Source organism: Shewanella livingstonensis, assembly GCF_003855395.1.
Lineage (GTDB): Bacteria > Pseudomonadota > Gammaproteobacteria > Enterobacterales > Shewanellaceae > Shewanella > Shewanella livingstonensis.
The window spans coordinates 3,728,163-3,744,629 of sequence record NZ_CP034015.1 but is presented as its reverse complement, the minus strand read 5'-3'; the positions used below and the strand labels follow the sequence as shown (position 1 = coordinate 3,744,629).

19 protein-coding genes and 1 pseudogene are annotated in these 16,467 nt (G+C 44.0%); 17 read left to right on the top strand and 3 right to left on the bottom strand.

Going from position 1 to position 16,467, the window contains the following annotated elements; genetic code table 11:
• Positions 1-45: 45 nt before the first annotated feature.
• The 8 genes from EGC82_RS16155 (at position 46) to tnpC (ending at position 3,907) form a co-directional block, all read left to right on the top strand.
• Positions 46-558, top strand: coding sequence for a hypothetical protein (locus EGC82_RS16155; protein WP_124731669.1), 513 nt, complete (start codon positions 46-48; stop codon positions 556-558).
• Positions 555-737 (top strand): hypothetical protein, encoded by a 183-nt coding sequence (locus tag EGC82_RS16150; RefSeq protein ID WP_124013269.1) that lies wholly within the window; start codon positions 555-557, stop codon positions 735-737. Before EGC82_RS16155 ends, EGC82_RS16150 begins: the two co-directional genes overlap by 4 nt.
• Positions 738-820: 83 nt before the next feature.
• Positions 821-1,057 carry a DUF4160 domain-containing protein gene (locus tag EGC82_RS16145; protein ID WP_124013270.1) on the top strand — a complete coding sequence of 79 codons (237 nt, stop codon included), beginning with the start codon at positions 821-823 and terminating at the stop codon, positions 1,055-1,057.
• Positions 1,020-1,280, top strand: a complete 261-nt coding sequence (locus EGC82_RS16140; protein ID WP_124013271.1) for a DUF2442 domain-containing protein — start codon at positions 1,020-1,022, stop codon at positions 1,278-1,280. Before EGC82_RS16145 ends, EGC82_RS16140 begins: the two co-directional genes overlap by 38 nt.
• Before the next feature lie 16 nt (positions 1,281-1,296).
• Positions 1,297-1,530, top strand: coding sequence for a hypothetical protein (locus tag EGC82_RS21865; protein WP_425272655.1), 234 nt, complete (start codon positions 1,297-1,299; stop codon positions 1,528-1,530).
• A 27-nt stretch (positions 1,531-1,557) separates the two neighbouring features.
• Positions 1,558-1,887 (top strand): IS66 family insertion sequence element accessory protein TnpA, encoded by a 330-nt coding sequence (gene tnpA, locus EGC82_RS16135; RefSeq protein ID WP_124730989.1) that lies wholly within the window; start codon positions 1,558-1,560, stop codon positions 1,885-1,887.
• Complete coding sequence (tnpB, locus tag EGC82_RS16130) at positions 1,881-2,228, top strand: IS66 family insertion sequence element accessory protein TnpB (RefSeq protein ID WP_124730990.1); 348 nt, start codon at positions 1,881-1,883, stop codon at positions 2,226-2,228. The genes tnpA and tnpB overlap by 7 nt, the downstream gene beginning before the upstream one ends.
• Before the next feature lie 83 nt (positions 2,229-2,311).
• Positions 2,312-3,907: an IS66 family transposase gene (gene tnpC / locus EGC82_RS16125; RefSeq protein WP_124730991.1), complete on the top strand. Its 1,596-nt coding sequence runs from the start codon at positions 2,312-2,314 to the stop codon at positions 3,905-3,907.
• 177 nt (positions 3,908-4,084) lie between these two features.
• Here tnpC and EGC82_RS16120 read toward each other — a convergent pair whose 3' ends face one another.
• Entirely contained in the window at positions 4,085-4,351 is a 267-nt protein-coding gene (locus tag EGC82_RS16120) for a DUF4209 domain-containing protein (protein ID WP_124731668.1), read from the bottom strand.
• A gap of 417 nt (positions 4,352-4,768) precedes the next feature.
• On the opposite strand from EGC82_RS16120, the gene EGC82_RS16115 reads away from it, so the two are divergent.
• The 7 genes and pseudogenes from EGC82_RS16115 (at position 4,769) to EGC82_RS16080 (ending at position 10,826) form a co-directional block, all read left to right on the top strand.
• Positions 4,769-5,059: a helix-turn-helix domain-containing protein gene (locus EGC82_RS16115; protein WP_124731667.1), complete on the top strand. Its 291-nt coding sequence runs from the start codon at positions 4,769-4,771 to the stop codon at positions 5,057-5,059.
• Positions 5,049-6,401 (top strand): type II toxin-antitoxin system HipA family toxin, encoded by a 1,353-nt coding sequence (locus tag EGC82_RS16110; RefSeq protein ID WP_124731666.1) that lies wholly within the window; start codon positions 5,049-5,051, stop codon positions 6,399-6,401. Before EGC82_RS16115 ends, EGC82_RS16110 begins: the two co-directional genes overlap by 11 nt.
• Positions 6,402-6,418: 17 nt before the next feature.
• Positions 6,419-7,423: a YecA family protein gene (locus EGC82_RS16105; protein WP_124731665.1), complete on the top strand. Its 1,005-nt coding sequence runs from the start codon at positions 6,419-6,421 to the stop codon at positions 7,421-7,423.
• Between the two features lie 10 nt (positions 7,424-7,433).
• Complete coding sequence (locus EGC82_RS16100; RefSeq protein WP_124731664.1) at positions 7,434-8,552, top strand: hypothetical protein; 1,119 nt, start codon at positions 7,434-7,436, stop codon at positions 8,550-8,552.
• Between the two features lie 267 nt (positions 8,553-8,819).
• A pseudogene (locus EGC82_RS16090) lies at positions 8,820-9,068 on the top strand (HipA domain-containing protein); the annotation flags it as partial.
• A 628-nt stretch (positions 9,069-9,696) separates the two neighbouring features.
• Positions 9,697-10,227, top strand: coding sequence for a mobile mystery protein A (locus EGC82_RS16085; protein WP_233768636.1), 531 nt, complete (start codon positions 9,697-9,699; stop codon positions 10,225-10,227).
• Complete coding sequence (locus EGC82_RS16080) at positions 10,224-10,826, top strand: mobile mystery protein B (protein WP_124013277.1); 603 nt, start codon at positions 10,224-10,226, stop codon at positions 10,824-10,826. Before EGC82_RS16085 ends, EGC82_RS16080 begins: the two co-directional genes overlap by 4 nt.
• Before the next feature lie 594 nt (positions 10,827-11,420).
• On the opposite strand, the gene EGC82_RS16075 is transcribed toward EGC82_RS16080, so the two are convergent.
• Entirely contained in the window at positions 11,421-11,810 is a 390-nt protein-coding gene (locus tag EGC82_RS16075; protein ID WP_124731663.1) for a Cd(II)/Pb(II)-responsive transcriptional regulator, read from the bottom strand.
• Between the two features lie 75 nt (positions 11,811-11,885).
• Between EGC82_RS16075 and EGC82_RS16070 the strand changes: the two genes are divergently transcribed.
• On the top strand, positions 11,886-13,967 hold the full coding sequence (locus tag EGC82_RS16070; RefSeq protein ID WP_124731662.1) for a TonB-dependent receptor plug domain-containing protein: 2,082 nt from the start codon (positions 11,886-11,888) through the stop codon (positions 13,965-13,967).
• A 46-nt stretch (positions 13,968-14,013) separates the two neighbouring features.
• Here the strand turns inward: EGC82_RS16070 and EGC82_RS16065 are convergent, their stop codons facing one another.
• Entirely contained in the window at positions 14,014-15,423 is a 1,410-nt protein-coding gene (locus EGC82_RS16065) for an MBL fold metallo-hydrolase RNA specificity domain-containing protein (protein WP_124731661.1), read from the bottom strand.
• A gap of 237 nt (positions 15,424-15,660) precedes the next feature.
• Here EGC82_RS16065 and EGC82_RS16060 point away from each other — a divergent pair, with 237 nt between their 5' ends.
• The gene (locus EGC82_RS16060; protein ID WP_124731660.1) at positions 15,661-16,347 is read left to right on the top strand and encodes a DUF6933 domain-containing protein; all 687 of its coding nucleotides are present in this window, start codon (positions 15,661-15,663) and stop codon (positions 16,345-16,347) included.
• Positions 16,348-16,467: the final 120 nt, after the last annotated feature.

Genomic DNA, 16,467 nt, shown 5'->3' with positions numbered 1-16,467 from the left:
AAGCGGTTATGACAGTTAGTTCGCAGAGGAAACCCTGTTCTGGTTATGGAATACAAGAGGACCAATGTAAAAATACCAGAATTGCCTATTGTGCTGGCTAATGATGAGCTAAAAAGGGCGTTCGAAAAGTATATTAAATGGCTGGTTGAATTGGGGAACAATACGATACCTCACAAGCATTACCTGAGCCTAAACCCAAACGCCCCGTTATTTGTCGATGACAATCTCAAGCCGTTCACTGTGCAAAATAGAGGGGAAAGCATCAGCCCACACGCAATGAACAGGCTGTTAGATCAGTTAATTAAAAATGCAGGGCTCTGGGATGCAGGTGTAAGGCGTCTATCACTTGTTAGAACGTGCGTTATTGAGTCATATAAAGCAGGAATGAGCACAAATGATATCATGATCACAACAGGCTTTAGTGATGATTCCATTAGCAAGATCCTCGCAATGGATTATACGGCTTTTAGTCCGATTGCAGAGTGGTTTATCAAAAGAAAAGCAACAAAACAAAAAAGGTTAGAATCCTTCAAGTTGAGAAGAAAGTGGATGATATGACAAATAAAGAACAAGGCGAATTTTCAAAGTATTGCAAAGCTAATTGTGGCCTAGATGCAACAGAAGTCGCAGATCTCGCCCAGGTTCCACGCCGTACCTTTTATGATTGGTGGAAGACCCGCCGCCGCGCCGTTGAATTGATAGTGTTGGGTTTGAAAATAGAACGTGATAGCAAATAGTGTGCAGTATTCGCTCAAAATAACGTTGCATGTGAGCGGCAATCGCTCATAATAGTTTTAAGTTAATCAGATAAGGCGTACAGATGAGTCCAGCAATTTACCTAGAAAGAGGGTTTAAGTTCTTCTTTTTTTCCAATGAAGAAGCAAGAATGCATGTTCATGTCGTAGGGCATGAAGGCGAGGCAAAGTTCTGGTTAGAACCTGAAATTGGCTTAGCCAGCAGCTACCACCTTTCAGTTAAAGAGCTTTCTAAACTTGAGCGCAGCGTTAAGGATCACGAAGATGAAATCAGAGCAGCTTGGAATAAACACTTTGGCTAAGGTCTTGGGAGTTACTCCCCATGGTCTTTGGCTGTTTGCTAAAGGGGAGGAGCACTTCTTAAGTTTTGAAGCCTTTCCTTGGTTTAAGGATGCGGCTGTAAGCGCCGTCTTTAATGTTGAAGAGCAAGGTCGAGATGGTTTTTGTTGGCCAGATCTTGATGTGGACTTATCTATGGACGGTATTAAACACCCTGATAAGTACCCATTGAAAGCCAAGCACTGACAAAGGAAACAGGCACATGGAAATTGAGGGGGTAATTAGCTCTTTACGCTCGACTGATAGGTATGTTGAAACCATATTTCTTGAAGGTGGGTGTTACCAATTTCACCAGTTTCTGGCCGCTCTGTTTCCTGAAGCCAAAGCCGTGATTAATGTGGGGCGAGATCACGTTGTTACTCTACTAAATGACACTTGCTATGTATGCGTCCGGGCAAGTACGTCTTCAACTGCGCTCATCGAGCCTTTATCTTAACGACTGGTAATGACATCAGGAGTTAACATGGCTACACGTTCACATCAAGATTGGGCTGCTTTGATACAACAGCAATCCGCTAGCGGCTTAACGATTTCAAATTTTTGTCGTGTGCACAAGCTTAGTCTTAGTGGGTTTTACGCCCGCAAAGCGGACATGGCTAAAACGGGCACCCAACAGATAGCGCCGTTTGTTAAGGCTACCGTGACATCGCCGACAGCGATGACAACCCAAGCTCAACCTTCCGCTTCAGCCCAGGCTATCCATTTTCAGCATCATACAGGGCTATGGACTTTCCCCAGCACCTTGCCTGCACGATACCTGCTTGAGATTATAAAAGGCCTACAAGCATGTTGATGTTTCGTGAGCTTCCGTGTGTTTATCTGCACCGTGCACCGGTGGATTTTCGTAAATCGATAAATGGCTTAGCTGTTATCGTTGAGCAGCAATTATCCTTACAGGCCACCGACGGCAGTGTGTTTGTCTTTTGTAATAAAGGCCGTGATAAATTAAAAATCCTCTACTGGGATAACACCGGCTTTGCACTTTGGTACAAACGCCTCGAGCAGGATAAGTTTAAGTGGCCGACGAAAAGTATTGATGAGTGCCTGAGTTTATCTGAGCAACAGTTTCATTGGCTGTTATCTGGCTTTGATGTGTTGGGTCATCAGCATGTGAACGGCTTGAATTACAGTTAATTGATCGCCATTGCGAAGGCTGTTTTCGATAATTAGATCACTGCTTTAGCCTTATTTAATGGGATATTTGATATAATAACACCATGAAACTAAACCCTGATAACTTACCCAATGACGTTGATTTACTTAAGCAATTATTGCTTGAGACGCTGGCGGCTAAAGATAATGTTATCGAGTTGAAAGACGCTGAAATCGCCGAACTTAAACACTCTGTGCAGCGTTTGCTTGAACAATTTCGCTTAGCCCAGCAACAACGTTTCGGCGCCAGCAGTGAAAGCCATGATTATCAAGGTGAGTTGTTTAACGAAGCTGAAGTCACGGTTGATGAGCCTGTTGAATTAACAGCAGATACTGACGCGCCTGTGTCACCTAAACAGCGCGCCAAGCGTAAATTACTGCCTAAAAACCTGCCACGTGAAGTGATTATCCATGATATTAGTGATGAAGATAAGCAGTGTGAGTGCTGTGGTCATGAGCTGGCGTTAATGGGCCAAGACAGTAGTGAGAAGCTGAAGTTTATTCCGGCGCAAATCAGTGTGATTGAGCACGTTAGATTAAAATACAGCTGCAAGCATTGTGAGACTAAAGGACCCCAGGCCAATATCAAACAAGCGCCCGTGCCAGTCAGTCCTATCCCTAAAAGCGTGGCGACGTCAAGCTTGTTAAGCCAACTCATTACCAGTAAGTATCAGTACGCATTACCCCTTTATCGGCAAGAAACCTTATTCAAGCAACACGGTATCGCCTTAAGCAGGCAAACCATGGCGGATTGGATGATGAAATCTGCAGCGCTGTTCAAGCCATTATATGATTTACTCCACCACCATTTATTAACACAAGATGTCATCCACGCCGATGAGACCACGCTCAAAGTGATTAACGATGAGCGGGTGAAATCCTACATGTGGGTGTATTGCGCTGGCGCGGATAAACCAAGCACTGAGCCTCGATATCAAAGTTTGCGCAATATAGTACTGTACGACTATCAAGACGGTAGCCGCGCGGGCACCTGCGTGAGCCGTTTTCTGGCTACCGAGCAAACGGTATTTAATGGTTATTTACAAGTCGATGGCTACGCGGCTTATCAGCAAGCAAACAATAAACTGGTCGGTTGTTGGGCTCATGCGCGGCGTAAATTCAAAGAAGCGCTAATAGCACAAGGCAAGCCCAAAGTAGGCAAAATCAGTAAAGCGGATATGGCGCTGAGCATGATAGCCAAGCTGTACCGTATTGAAACCCAAATACAAGCACTGAGCCTGGAAGAGCGATTGTATTTTAGGCGCACCCACTCACGTGCTCAGCTGGGGTTATTTAAGCAATGGTTGGATAAATCAGTGCTGCAAGTATCAAAGGAAAGTCCGCTAGGCAAAGCCATCCATTACAGCCTCAATCAATGGTCAAAGCTGAGTTGTTACACGCAAGACAGTCGCCTCAATATCGACAACAACCGCGCAGAGCGGGCAGTAAAACCGTTTGTGATAGGGCGTAAAAACTGGCTATTCAATCACAACCATCGCGGCGCTGAGGCGAGTGCAATTTTGTACAGCATCATAGAAACGGCTAAAGCGAATGGACTCATCCCGTTCGATTACATCGAACACTGCTTAGAACAATTATCCTACCCTGATTGTGACCTCAACAGTCTCTTACCCTGGCAGGTTAGGCTAGACAAGACGTAGTTCGCCGGACGCATACCTTGCTATGACATTATTGGAAAGGTTGAAAGCGCTGGGTATCATGAGTTGTCGAGATAGGATTTATCGCTTGTAGAGAGCTGGAGCTTTTCAAGGACAAGACATAGGGGATATTTCCTGAATAAAGTAGGGAGAGCATTGTGCTGCACTGCCTGCTTTAGATTACTCAACAGCCTCTTCTACTTTGTAGTTTTCTTTCCAATGCCTCGCGAGAGGCAGCATTAAAATGTGAAGAGCAAGCCACCATAAATACTTCGGAGCAGTTCCCCAATAGTTTGATGCAGGCATATACCCATGAGATAGCTGGTTTCTGAAATCTCCGTACATTTTATCTAACAGGATCACTTGCAGGTTACTTGTAATATCAGAGCCAAGCGTATCTATAATGGCTTGGTGTCCTAGCAATGCTTTTATGCTGCGTAATAACATGAAACCGATCGCTCAATAACATTGAAGACGATCACTTTTTTGTTTTCCAGTAGACCTAGAGTGTGAAAAACTGGGTTCAGCTAAACCAGCCGACTTGGGGGAGTCTGTAAGGCTGCCAGAATAAAAGCTATACCGTCACTAATAATACGTCACTAGCTTATCGAAAAGAAACTGTTCAAAAATGCCTGTTTGCCCACCACTTGCCTATGGCTTTTACTCAATTTTAGTGGAGCTTCTTGGTTATGAGTACGAAAAACAGTGGTGTTTTCACTTTGCTGTTAGAGCTAAAAAATAGCCGTTTTGAAAGGCTTTATCGAGTAAATTTTCAATACCTTTTCTATTAATGGATACAATAGTGGCTATTTTTGCTTCTTTACCGCTACAATGGATATAACTGTATCCACTGAGTCGTTGCGGATGAATTTTACCTTACTTGATGATACCGATGTGAGCCAAGCCTATGCTGCTTATTTGCGTGAGTTACGCCAACGCGCAAAACTATCACGAACGGCATTGGCAGAACGCAGCTGCGTGCCTGCGTCCACCATTAAGAAATTCGAGCTGACAGGGCAAATTTCATTTTGCCAATTGCTGTTGCTTTGGCAGACTCTCGACTCATTGGATAGGCTTTATCAGCTCACCCAACCTAACAAAGAGCGCGTTGCTACCCCCATTAGCATTGATGAGGTCCTAAAAGATGAGTTTTAAACCCATTCAAAAACTCACCGTAACCCGCACGTTAAGCTCAGGTGAGCAGGTATCGGTAGGGGTCTTGGCTCAGAACCGGCAAGGCGTTTTTTTTCAGTATGCAGACAGCTATTTGCAGCAGTTTGGCAATTTATCGCCTTTTACTTTACAAGCTCATACGCAAGTTCAAGCAGCACCTAAACAACCGCATCAAGGTGTGCATGGCGTATTTGGGGATTGTTTGCCCGATGGTTGGGGCATGCTGTTACAAGATCGTATTTTTCGGCAAAAAGGGATTCTGCCTAATCAATTAACAGCGATGGACAGGCTGGCCTTTGTTGGTGATAAAGGCATGGGGGCGCTGTCTTTTTCTCCGGAGTCTGAGTTTTCAACCTCGACGCACGCTGATATTGATTTAGCAACCTTGGGCTTAGAAGCACAAACGCTGTTCGATTCTTCAATGTCAGGTTATATGGATGACAACAACGATGATTTAGATGGGCATACTCAACAAGTGTTGGCCGCATTAGTCGCTGGGGGGAGTTCGGGTGGAGCAAGACCAAAGGCGCAGATTTATATGCCTGCCGGGGAAACTCAGCATTGTCGAACCGTAGCCCAATCCGGTGATGAAGCTTGGCTGATTAAGTTTACCTCGAAAAATCTAGCGCTCGGTCATGAAGAAGGCTTGTGTGAGGCGGTCTATTTGCAAATGGCCGAGCAAGCAAAGTGCCAACCGCCAATTTGGCAACTTATTGAAGCACCAAATACAAGCGGTGCGCCTGCTTGGTTGGCGCTCAAGCGTTTTGATTACTTCACTGAACAGACCCATTTAAGCAGCAAGCGCAGTTCAGGCCGCTTGCATATGCACAGCGCCTGCGGGCTGCTGGATACAGACTTTCGAACGCCAAGTTTAGATTACATTGACTTGATCAAAGCCAGCCGTCAGCTGTGTAAATCTCCAGCCGCTGGGCAACTGCAATTTCGCCGCGCCATTTTTAATCTACTGTCGTCTAACCAAGACGACCACAGTAAAAACTGGGCGTTTTTGCAAGCTGATGATGGCCAATGGAATCCTGCACCTTTTTTCGATGTTACGTACAGCCCACATCCATTTAACGAACACGCCACTGCATTCGGAGGTTATGGCAAAGCGCCACCGATTAAGGTGATGCAAAAACTTGCGAGCAGTGCAGGCTTTTCGAATTGGAGTGATGCAAGGCAAGTTATTGAAGAAGTTGCTGAAGCACTCAGCCAATTTACTTATCTTGCACAGCAACAAGGGACCAGTAAAACGACAGTATCTGCGATTGCTAAGACATTGGAGCAGCGTAAACAGGAAAACGCAGCGCTTTTTCTACAATAATAAGAAGGGACATAACAATGAAGCTTGGTCGTAACGATCTTTGCCATTGTGGCAGCGGTAAAAAATTTAAACGTTGCTGTATGAGCAGCCTCTCCAAACAACATGCCCAAGTCTTTGATGATGTCGACGCCATGCTGGCAATGAAACCAAATTTGACCCTTGATGAACTCAACGCTGCTTTACAGCACAAAGTCCAGGATCGCAATAATCAACCTCATCCCGATTTTTGTGGTGTGACACCAACGCAAATGGCCAATTGGCTTTATGCGCCTTTCGATGAATTACAGTGGGTGACAATCAGCACACCATATGAGCTGTTGGCCAGCCCGGTGATGCGTTATCTCGCTCTCATTCTTGATGAGGCCATGGCGCAAGATGGATCATTCAAAGCAACGAGCAAAGGCAACTTACCGGCTAAATTGGTCAAACAGGCCAGTGAGTTATTGCCTGAGTTTGCCGTTGCTCAATTCGATCGTCACATTAGTATCAGTGAGTTTGCAGGTAGTAACGAAGATAAGTTTAATGCTTTGCACTACACCAGAGTGCTAGCCGAAATTAGTGGCATTATTTATCGACGCAGCGGCCGCTACCATGTGAAAAAATCAGCGCAAAAACAGTATCAGGCCGAAGGTATACAAGCATTTTTCAAACTTATGTTAGAAGCTGCAATCAGCAAATATAACTGGGGGTATTTGGACGGTTTTGAATACAATATCGACTTGCGACCCTTTTGGTTGTTCATGCTGTGGCGTATTCAAAGCCACAACAGTGTGGATCAGCTGGTTGAAGAGGTTATGACGGCATTCCCCGATTTACGACAGTCTTTCCCTACGGAAGATGACTTCTCGTCAGAAAGAAGTTTAAGCATACTCATTGAATCACGTTTTATTGAGCGATTTTTACAGTTTTGGGGATTTGTGACCATTGACCCCAGACGTTATTTAAACGCTGAACCCGTCGCCAGAGTGGTTCAGGTACAGCCTTTGTTAAAACACACCTTTCAATTCACCATTAACGCATAGCAAGGTCATCGTGAGCGAATATCAATACTATAAATTCGAGCGATTGGATGGGTACTTGGATGCTAAGGCACGCCAATCACTCAGAACCGTTTCAAGCCGCGCTGAGATCAGCGCTACGTCCTTTCAGGTGTATTACACCTACAGTGACTTAAAGGCAGAACCCGCTGAGCTGATGTTAACATACTTCGACATTGGTTTTTACTATGCCGATTGGGGCACAATCGATGCTTACATCAAGCTACCAGCAGGAACTCTTCCTGATGCGTTACTTGGTTTTTCACGTGATGGGTTTCATGTACACGAAAGTGAAGAATGGCAATTGCTGATTTTTTCCCTCGAGGAGTATTATGAATATTTTGACGATGAAAATGCTAACGACTTTTTCCAGTATTTAGCTGGTTTACGCAGCGAGTTAATCCAAGGTAATTGGCGCCTTGTGTACTTTATGTGGCTCAAAGCGTTAGATTGTAATGACGAACTTGAGGAAATACCTTTAATTCAATTCGATTTTGAGCATCTTAGTGAGGAATTACAGGCTTTTTCTGCGTTGTATGATATTTCCTTAGCTTGGGTTAAAGCACTTGCGATGGTACTGAACGAACAACCACGTCACCAAGCAAAACAAGCCCAATTTCAGTATGATGTGTGGCTGCATAATCTCACGGAAGCGGAGAAAAACACGCTATTAAGCACGCTTTTTGAACAAGGCCAGCTAACCCGTCATCAAGCCTTAGCGATGACGCGAAAAGAATCTGCCAACAAAGACGAAACCTATCAGTATTGGTTAACCCCCGACGTGATTTCTTCTTACTTTGAACAAGCTCAAAGCCAATTACAGCAGGAGCAAGCCGCAGCGATCGCAAAAAAAATGGCGATTGAAAAAGCGGAAAAAGAGAAAATGTTGACGGATCTCTACAATCAGCGTGAGCGCTGCTGGCAGCAAGCACAAGAGCAAGCGGATCGAACTTGCGCCAGTGGTTACGATGCGGCATCACGCGATTTGCATCAGCTGAACGAAGCCTATCAGTTCAAAGGGGATCGTCCTGCTTTTGAACAGAGTTTCAAATGCTTCATTGTGGCTAATAGTAGCCGTAAAGCGCTGTTAAACCGGCTCAAAGATCTACTTTAATAGGGCGTCCCGTTTCGCCCCTTCCTGTAGTACAAACATGTGATAGCCAAACTCGCCTAGTTAGCGTCAATCACCCTAAGCAGCAATACACCCACCTCGTCAGCAGCGGGTTTTGCGTTTGCCCGAGGTGAAGGTAAAAACTGGTTTTGGCCGCAGTACCATATTATGCCCCTGTTTATACAAAGAGAGAGGCCAACGGTGAATTTCCTCTTTGCTGAGCATCCTGTCTTTACTAGACTCAACGCCACGGGCATCATCTACTGTAAATGGATTATGCGTTTGCCCCAAGAGGACTTTTGCCAAGCATTAAACATTCCGCTAGCGAGAAAATATGAAAGCCACGGCGGTCCCGATATTGAGCAGATTATGTCATCTTTATTAGGCTCCACCAATTCAGAGCAAGATCGAGTTAACTTCATGAAGTCTCAGGTGCTGTTTTGGCTATTAGCGGCAACCGATGGTCACGCTAAAAATTTCTCACTTTTTATTGAGGCGGGTGGTGGGTATCGACTAACTGTGGTCGAGTAATAAAGTGCCATACCAAGTATTAAAGTATCATACTGGTTGCTCAGCGGTTCATTTTTCTCGACATATTAGATAAAACAGCCCTTTAACCATAAAGCCAGACTTTAACCATTGTTCCTAGGTTCATCTGGTGATACAGATGGTTCACTCAAAAGCGGTGAACAGCGCTTCATACGACCTCACGTCGCACGCCCCAATGTGAGCTACGGCTCAAGTTGTGTTTTTTTGGGGGGGTTACTGATTTTAAAATACAAAAAGTAATGGGTGATAAGAGGCAACACTTGACCTCATTGTCTTGCGCGAGCTACTCACCTCAGCTAGCCTTCAAGCACAAAAAGGCCGCTATTAAGTGGTTTTTTGTATCTTAATCCAATTACAATAGTTAATTTGATGTATCCTTTTTAAGATACAAAATCATAATTAGTATCTATAATCTCATACGCCTAACAAAATATGTATCTTAATTAAGATGCATTTACTGTTTTTTTGTAATCAAAACAAATGCAATACAAAATATTATGTATCTATTATGTGATACAAATATCAAATTTGTGTCATCATATTGAAATACGCAAAATGGAAAGTGTATCTAATTTCGATTACGCTTAAGACATAAACAATGGAAAACGAGGTTACTATGTACTCTTTTCGAAGCAATCCGCACAAGCAACAACCCGTTAAGAAAACGGTTTTAAGACAGTACAGAGAACTGGTTGATGCAGTTAAGGGAACGCTAATCCCCTCAATACCTAAAGAGGGCTGGATTAGAACAGTAAGAAAAGCTCTGGATATGTCAGGCGCCCAGCTAGCAGATAGAGCTGGCATGACAAGAAATAGAATTTCAGTCCTTGAAAGGCGCGAGGCTGATGGCGACATAACTCTAAATCAGTTAAGGCAACTGGCTGAAGCTCTAGACTGTGACTTCTCATACACTCTAAAACCTAAAAAGGCTGTTTCTGACATAATGCAAGAGCGTGCGCTGATGATTGCGACAATAGAAGTAAAGAAAGCATCTAAAAATATGTTTCTAGAGGCGCAATCAGTTAGCAAAGAGAAAGAAAATATCTTAATAAATGAACTAGCCGAAGAAATTATGCGTGCCGGTGGGCGTAAGCTATGGGGTAAAAATATGGAAGACAAAGTATTTTGATTATTGATGAACCAGAAGCTGCTACACCGCTTGATCCAGATGATATGGAAGGGTTGAAACACCCACACGTAACAACAAGAGAACAACTTAACGAACTTGAACAATCCAATATCCTAGCAGGCCAGCAATGGGTTAGTGGTATCTCTGGCCTAACGCTGGATTCTATTTTCTCGGCTGAGTTCGTTCTTGCCCTCCATCAGCACCTATTTGGTGATGTATGGACCTGGGCTGGGGCCACTCGAAACAAAGAGTTAAGCATTGGCTGTGATCCCTTCCAAATCAGGCCCAAGCTCCACAACTTTCTAGAAGATGCCAAGTGCTGGGTAAAGTTCAAACACTACTCACATCTAGAGCTCAGCGCTCGCATACAGCACAAGCTTGTTGAGATTCACCCTTTCCCAAATGGTAACGGCAGGCACTCGCGTATATTTACCGATGTTGTTCGCATGGTTTTACTAGAAGAGCCACCGCTTAACTGGGCAGAGGGCAACCTAGAGAAAGTGAGCGAAGAGCGCAAAGCTTATATCTCTTGCCTTAAGGAAGCTGACAAAGGTGATTTTGCTCCGTTCGTTAAATACCTAGAGAACCTTGGCAATTAACTTAAACAACAGACACAAAAATGTATGGTCCGCCTCGTTATTGCAAATGATATTGTCGATAACGAGGTTGGTTTGCGCTAATGTATTCGGAGTCTTCATTAGGTGCTTCACCACCCGCTCCACGATGAGTTCCGCGCTAGATTGTCCTCAAAAAGCCCAAAGCAGAAAATCGAAAATCGTTATCCAATGCCACCCTCTCAGATAACAAAGTAGCGTTTTCCACATAGTGGAAAATCGAAATTCGTTATCCAATGCCACCCTCTCAGATAACAAAATAGCGTTTTCCACATAGTGGAAAATCGAAATTCGTTATCTCAGCACCTCACTCAGTTAACAAAATAGCGTTTTCCACATAGTGGAAAATCGAAATTCGTTATCCCACGACACCCTCTCAGTTAACAAAATAGCGTTTTCCACATAGTGGAAAATCGAAATTCGTTATCTCACGACCCCACTCAGTTAACAAAATAGTTTTCCACATGCTGGAAAATCGAAAATCGTTAGCTCCCGAAAGGCGAACACTCATTGCAAATGTTCACTGGATTACCCCATTGCCTTTGCTAACGGTACCTGTAAGGTACTGTTTTAATTCACTTAAACCGATTTCAGCGTTTGTAAAATACTGCAATCTTTGATCTGATGGCTTTTACAGCAGCTCGCGAGTGCCGCTAATGATTGTTCTAGTAATGCCAACTCTCGCTGGGTTTGTTGAATGCGGGCAAGTTGTTCGGCAATGATATTGTCGACTAGTGCGCACGACGATTTTGGGTCTTGTTGTGTATCAACCAAGCGCTTGATGTCATCGAGTCCGATGTTTAATTCTCTGCATCGTCTTATGAACACTAATGTCTCAATGTCTTTTTGTTGGTAATGACGATAGCCATTACTGGTACGGATTGGCGGAGAGAGTAAACCAATTTGCTCATAATATCGGATGGTTTTAACCGATACCTGGGCAATTGATGCCAATTCACTTATTTTCATATTGACCTTCCAGTGGCTGTAACCTTTAAGCTTAAGCATATCATTTTCGGTAATGTGTTGTTAAAAGGAAGTTGTATGTTGAGTTATTCCGCGGCGTCATTAATTTTGTCGCTAGGTGTTATTGGGGTGAGTGAAGCCAGTGTGGTGGACGACTCGATAAATACGTCTGGACAGAGTGCAAATCACAGTGAGAATGACAGTAAGAGCCAGACTGAAAACCATGAACATTCTGAGCATGATGCCCCAAAAGTGGATGTCGATGAACACGAGCATGAACACGAAGAAGAAATGGAAACCATTGTCATACAAGCCACTCGCTCTGGGCGAATTGCCGATGAACAACCTATTCGAGTTGAGGTCATTAACCGCGAAGAGATTGAAGAAAAAGCAGCGATGAGACCGGGTAATATTTCTATGCTAGTGGCAGAAACGGGTGGGGTAAGGTTACAAACAACTTCACCTGCGTTAGGCAGTGCTAATATTCGCCTACAAGGCTTGTATGGTCGTTATACCCAATTATTGGCCGATGGTTTACCGTTGTACGGTAATCAAGCAGGATCGATTGGTTTGTTGCAAGTGCCGCCGACTGATTTAAGTCGCGTTGAAATTATTAAAGGCTCGGCGTCATCACTTTATGGTGGTTCAGCACTCGGCGGGGTCATTAACCTTGTGTCTCGAACGCCTGGTGATGAATTAAGCGGTGAAGTGTTGGTCAATGCAACCACGCGCGATGGTCAGGATGTGACCACCTATTTTGAGTCGCCATTGAGCGAGAATATAAAAGGGTCGGTGACGGCAGGTGCTCATTATCAAGACAAGCAAGATATAGATGATGACGGCTGGATCGATCTGGCAGGTTATGAGCGATACACTGTACGTCCTCGATTATTTTGGGAAGGGCAAGAAGGACAAACACTGTATGTGACTAGCGGGTTTATGACCGAGCAGCGTACTGGCGGTACTTTAGGTGATAATACGGTCGCTGATGGTACTTCGTTTGAGCAATCGCAAGATTCAGACCGGCTTGATGGCGGCCTTGTGTTTAGTATGCCGTTACTGGAGACTCTGACGTTTAATACTCGCGCATCGGCGATGGTACAAGATCATGTGCATGTTTATGGTGCCGATATAGAAGAAGACCAACACGAGAGTTATTTACTTGAAAATAGCATCGCAGGTTATACCGATAACAGTGATTGGGTTGTTGGTTTAGCCTATCAGTCTGAAATTTTTGCCTCTGAGACTTTTCCTGAGTTTGATTATTCTTATAAAGTGCCGGGTGCATTTGCTCAACTTGATTATGAGCTGACAGACCAAATCACCACTTCTTACAGTGCGCGCATTGATGATCACAGTGAATATGGTACTCAATTTAGCCCAAGAGTGTCGGTGCTTTATCGCCCAAGTGACTTAACCATAAGAGGCTCTTATGGGGAAGGGTACTTTGCTCCTACACCGTTTGTTGAAGAGATTGAGGCTGCAGGATTATCAAGGTTAGCGCCGATTGACAACTTACAAGAAGAGCGCGCGAAAACGGCTTCGCTTGATGTGAGTTATACCTTTGATGATGTGGAAACGAGTTTGACCTTGTTTGGCTCGAATGTGGATAACGTCACGGGTTTAGAGGCTTTCTCTGCCAATAACGATGGTTCCTTAGACGCTGTTAGGTTGGTTAATGCACCCGGCGAAAGTCAGATCCGTGGTTCTGAAGTGTTGCTGCGTTACTATTTAGGCGATGTTAAGTTGACCGCAAGTTACTTGTATCTAGATGCAACTGAAGTGTCACCCGACGGGGACGGCAGAAGAGCCATTGCCTTAACACCACGTCACTCTGGTGGTTTTGTCGCTATGTGGGAGCAACATGGCAATTTTAGAGCGGGCTTTGAAGCTTATTATACCGGTACTCAAAACGTTAACGATAACCCTTATATTGATGAAACCAATCCTTATTGGCATCTGGGTTTAATGGGCGAAATTACTGTTGGCAGAGTCAGTTGGTTTATTAACTTAGAAAACTTACTCGATGTAAAACAAACCGATGAACATCCTATGTTACTGCCTAATAGATCGCCTAGCGGCCAATGGACTACTGATATCTGGTCACGTAATGATGGGTTTATTGCTAACGCAGGTGTCAGAGTTAAATTTGGTCATTAACTTGTCATCTCACCGGTGAACTGTTTTTGATTGCCGTTTGGTGTTGTTAGGCTTTACCGATCTCAATCTCTGCCATGGGTAACAATGCTTGATATGCTGAGGCCAACGCTTGTTTAGCCTCATCATCGCCATGAACAATACGAATATGTTTAGGTTTGTGGTGCATGCGTTTAACAAAATTGATGAGGTTGTGTTGGTCTGCGTGAGCGGAGTAACCACTGATGGTGTGAATCGTGGCGTTAATATCAATCTTTTGTTCGTTGATATACACGTATCCGCCTTGAGGTCCGTATTCTTGTATGTCTCGACCTGTGGTGCCTTTAGCTTGGTAGCCGACAAATAATACGTCGGTAGTGGCTTTGGGTAAAAAGCGGCTAAGGTAGTTGCTAATTCGGCCTCCCGTGCACATGCCCGATGCGGCAATGATGATGGCGGGCTTATTGACCGAATCTAAATAGTTGATCACCGCCAAGTGATCTTGATGGCTGTCGATGGTGGTGAGTTGTTCAAAATCTAACGGATGACGGCCTTGTTTAAGTTTTCGCTTAGCCTCTTTGTCCCACAGGTTCTTAAATTCCCTGTATTTTTGGGTGAAGTTTGCTGCCATGGGGGAGTCGACAATAATGTCGATATTTTGCCACATGGGGTTGTGTTGATTACGATAAATGATGTGTTCAAACTCGTAGAGCAACTCTTGTGTACGTCCGATACTAAATGCAGGGATTAATACCACGCCATTGTCCTGTACCGCTTTTTTAATAATCCCCCTAAGCTGTTTGCTGCGATCTTTGCGGCCTTGATGGTTTTTATCGCCGTAGGTTGATTCAATGACTAAGGTATCTGCTCGGTAAGGGCTTTTAGGGCTGGGAAGTAAAGGTGCATAGGTTGCGCCTAAGTCACCTGAAAATACCACTCGATGTTTGTTATTCGGCCCTTTTAGGTCAAGCTCGACATAGGCTGAACCAAGAATATGCCCCGCAGGTTTAAATTTGAGTTTAATTTGATTAACAGGCTGAGTCGCATTGGAACTCAGATTAACAGGCAGTGAAATCCATTGGTTGTAATCTATCGGCACAATGAGTTTGTTGAGCTGATTTAAACACGCTTGAATCAGCTTTTTATCGCGAGTCACGCCCACTTTTAATGCATCTTCAATCACTAATGGCAATAACGACGCGGTTGCCGTAGTGGCGTAAATGGGTTGATTAAAGCCTGCTGCGAGTAGATAGGGAATTCGGCCAACATGATCGATATGACAATGAGTGACGATTAACGCTTTGATATTGTCGATAGTGAAGTCTATTTGCAATTGATCCGCTGAGTTTTGACCTGCGGTTTCAGCCCCTTGAAATAAGCCACAATCGATAAGGTAACTGCTTGGGTGTTGTGGGTTAATGTCGAGCTGATGGCAAGACCCCGTTACTCCATTAACCGCGCCATGGTGAATGATCTGCATGTTAATCCTTGAATTGAATGAGTACCTCGTTAACTTAGCAGTGGATACAGTATTTTGCGAGATAACCATTATCATGCGATGGCAAACGGGGCGGGTGCTCACGAGCAATGCTACTGATAATAAGCGCTTACAAACTAAGCATGATATTTGGCGTTAATTAACCTTGTGTAGTGGTCGTTAATATCCTGTTGTTGATATAATCAGTTCAATTTCTGGCTTATGTTCGATGGATTGCTGATGTTAGTGTTTAACTGTACCAAAGCGGCTGCAGAGTTTTTTAGTGTCACTCGCAAAGGCGAAGTGTTGTCTTGTTTAGAGGCTGCACCGCATAAAACCATTGCTGAGTCAGTCGCGACTCCTGTTTTCCCTTTAGATGTTGAACCGCATGAGCACGATGGCATTCAATGGCATTGGGTGGTGCATTGTGTCACCGTTAAGCGCAAAAAATACTTATTAGTGATGGATTATGTTAGCCGCTATTGCTTGACATTTTTGGCGACAAAAAAGGGTGATGAAATTGATTTTCTCAATATGTTCGAGAAAATGATGCTGTCTAATTTTATGTTTTTAGCCAATAAAAAAGGCGTTGATAGTGTTGAGGCTGACTTAGCCATCGCACGATATCACGATAAATTTACTACCTGTGCATTTCATCCACGAGGTGATCGTAGCGTACAAGGGCATTTAAACGAAGTTGCCTGGCACTTAGAGCAACAATGTCATAAAGATGGAATGTTGTTAATGCCCAATCAGTTTATTGAATTTAGCGCCTTTATGGGACAATTCCCTCGAAATGCAAAAGGGCGCAGTAGCCACTTTTTTGCTAACGATGTGTTTATCGATACCTGGTTACAAGATCTTGATGTTGAAGATGGCCCGGTAGACACCACGAATGTGGTTTACCTTAGCGATTATCGAAAATAGATAGCGATGAATAATAAATAACTCACTAAAAATAATTAACTGGCCTATTAAAAACTGATTTATTACAAGCTGGTTAATTACGCACTGGTTAATTACGCACTGGTTAATTAAAACAAAAGG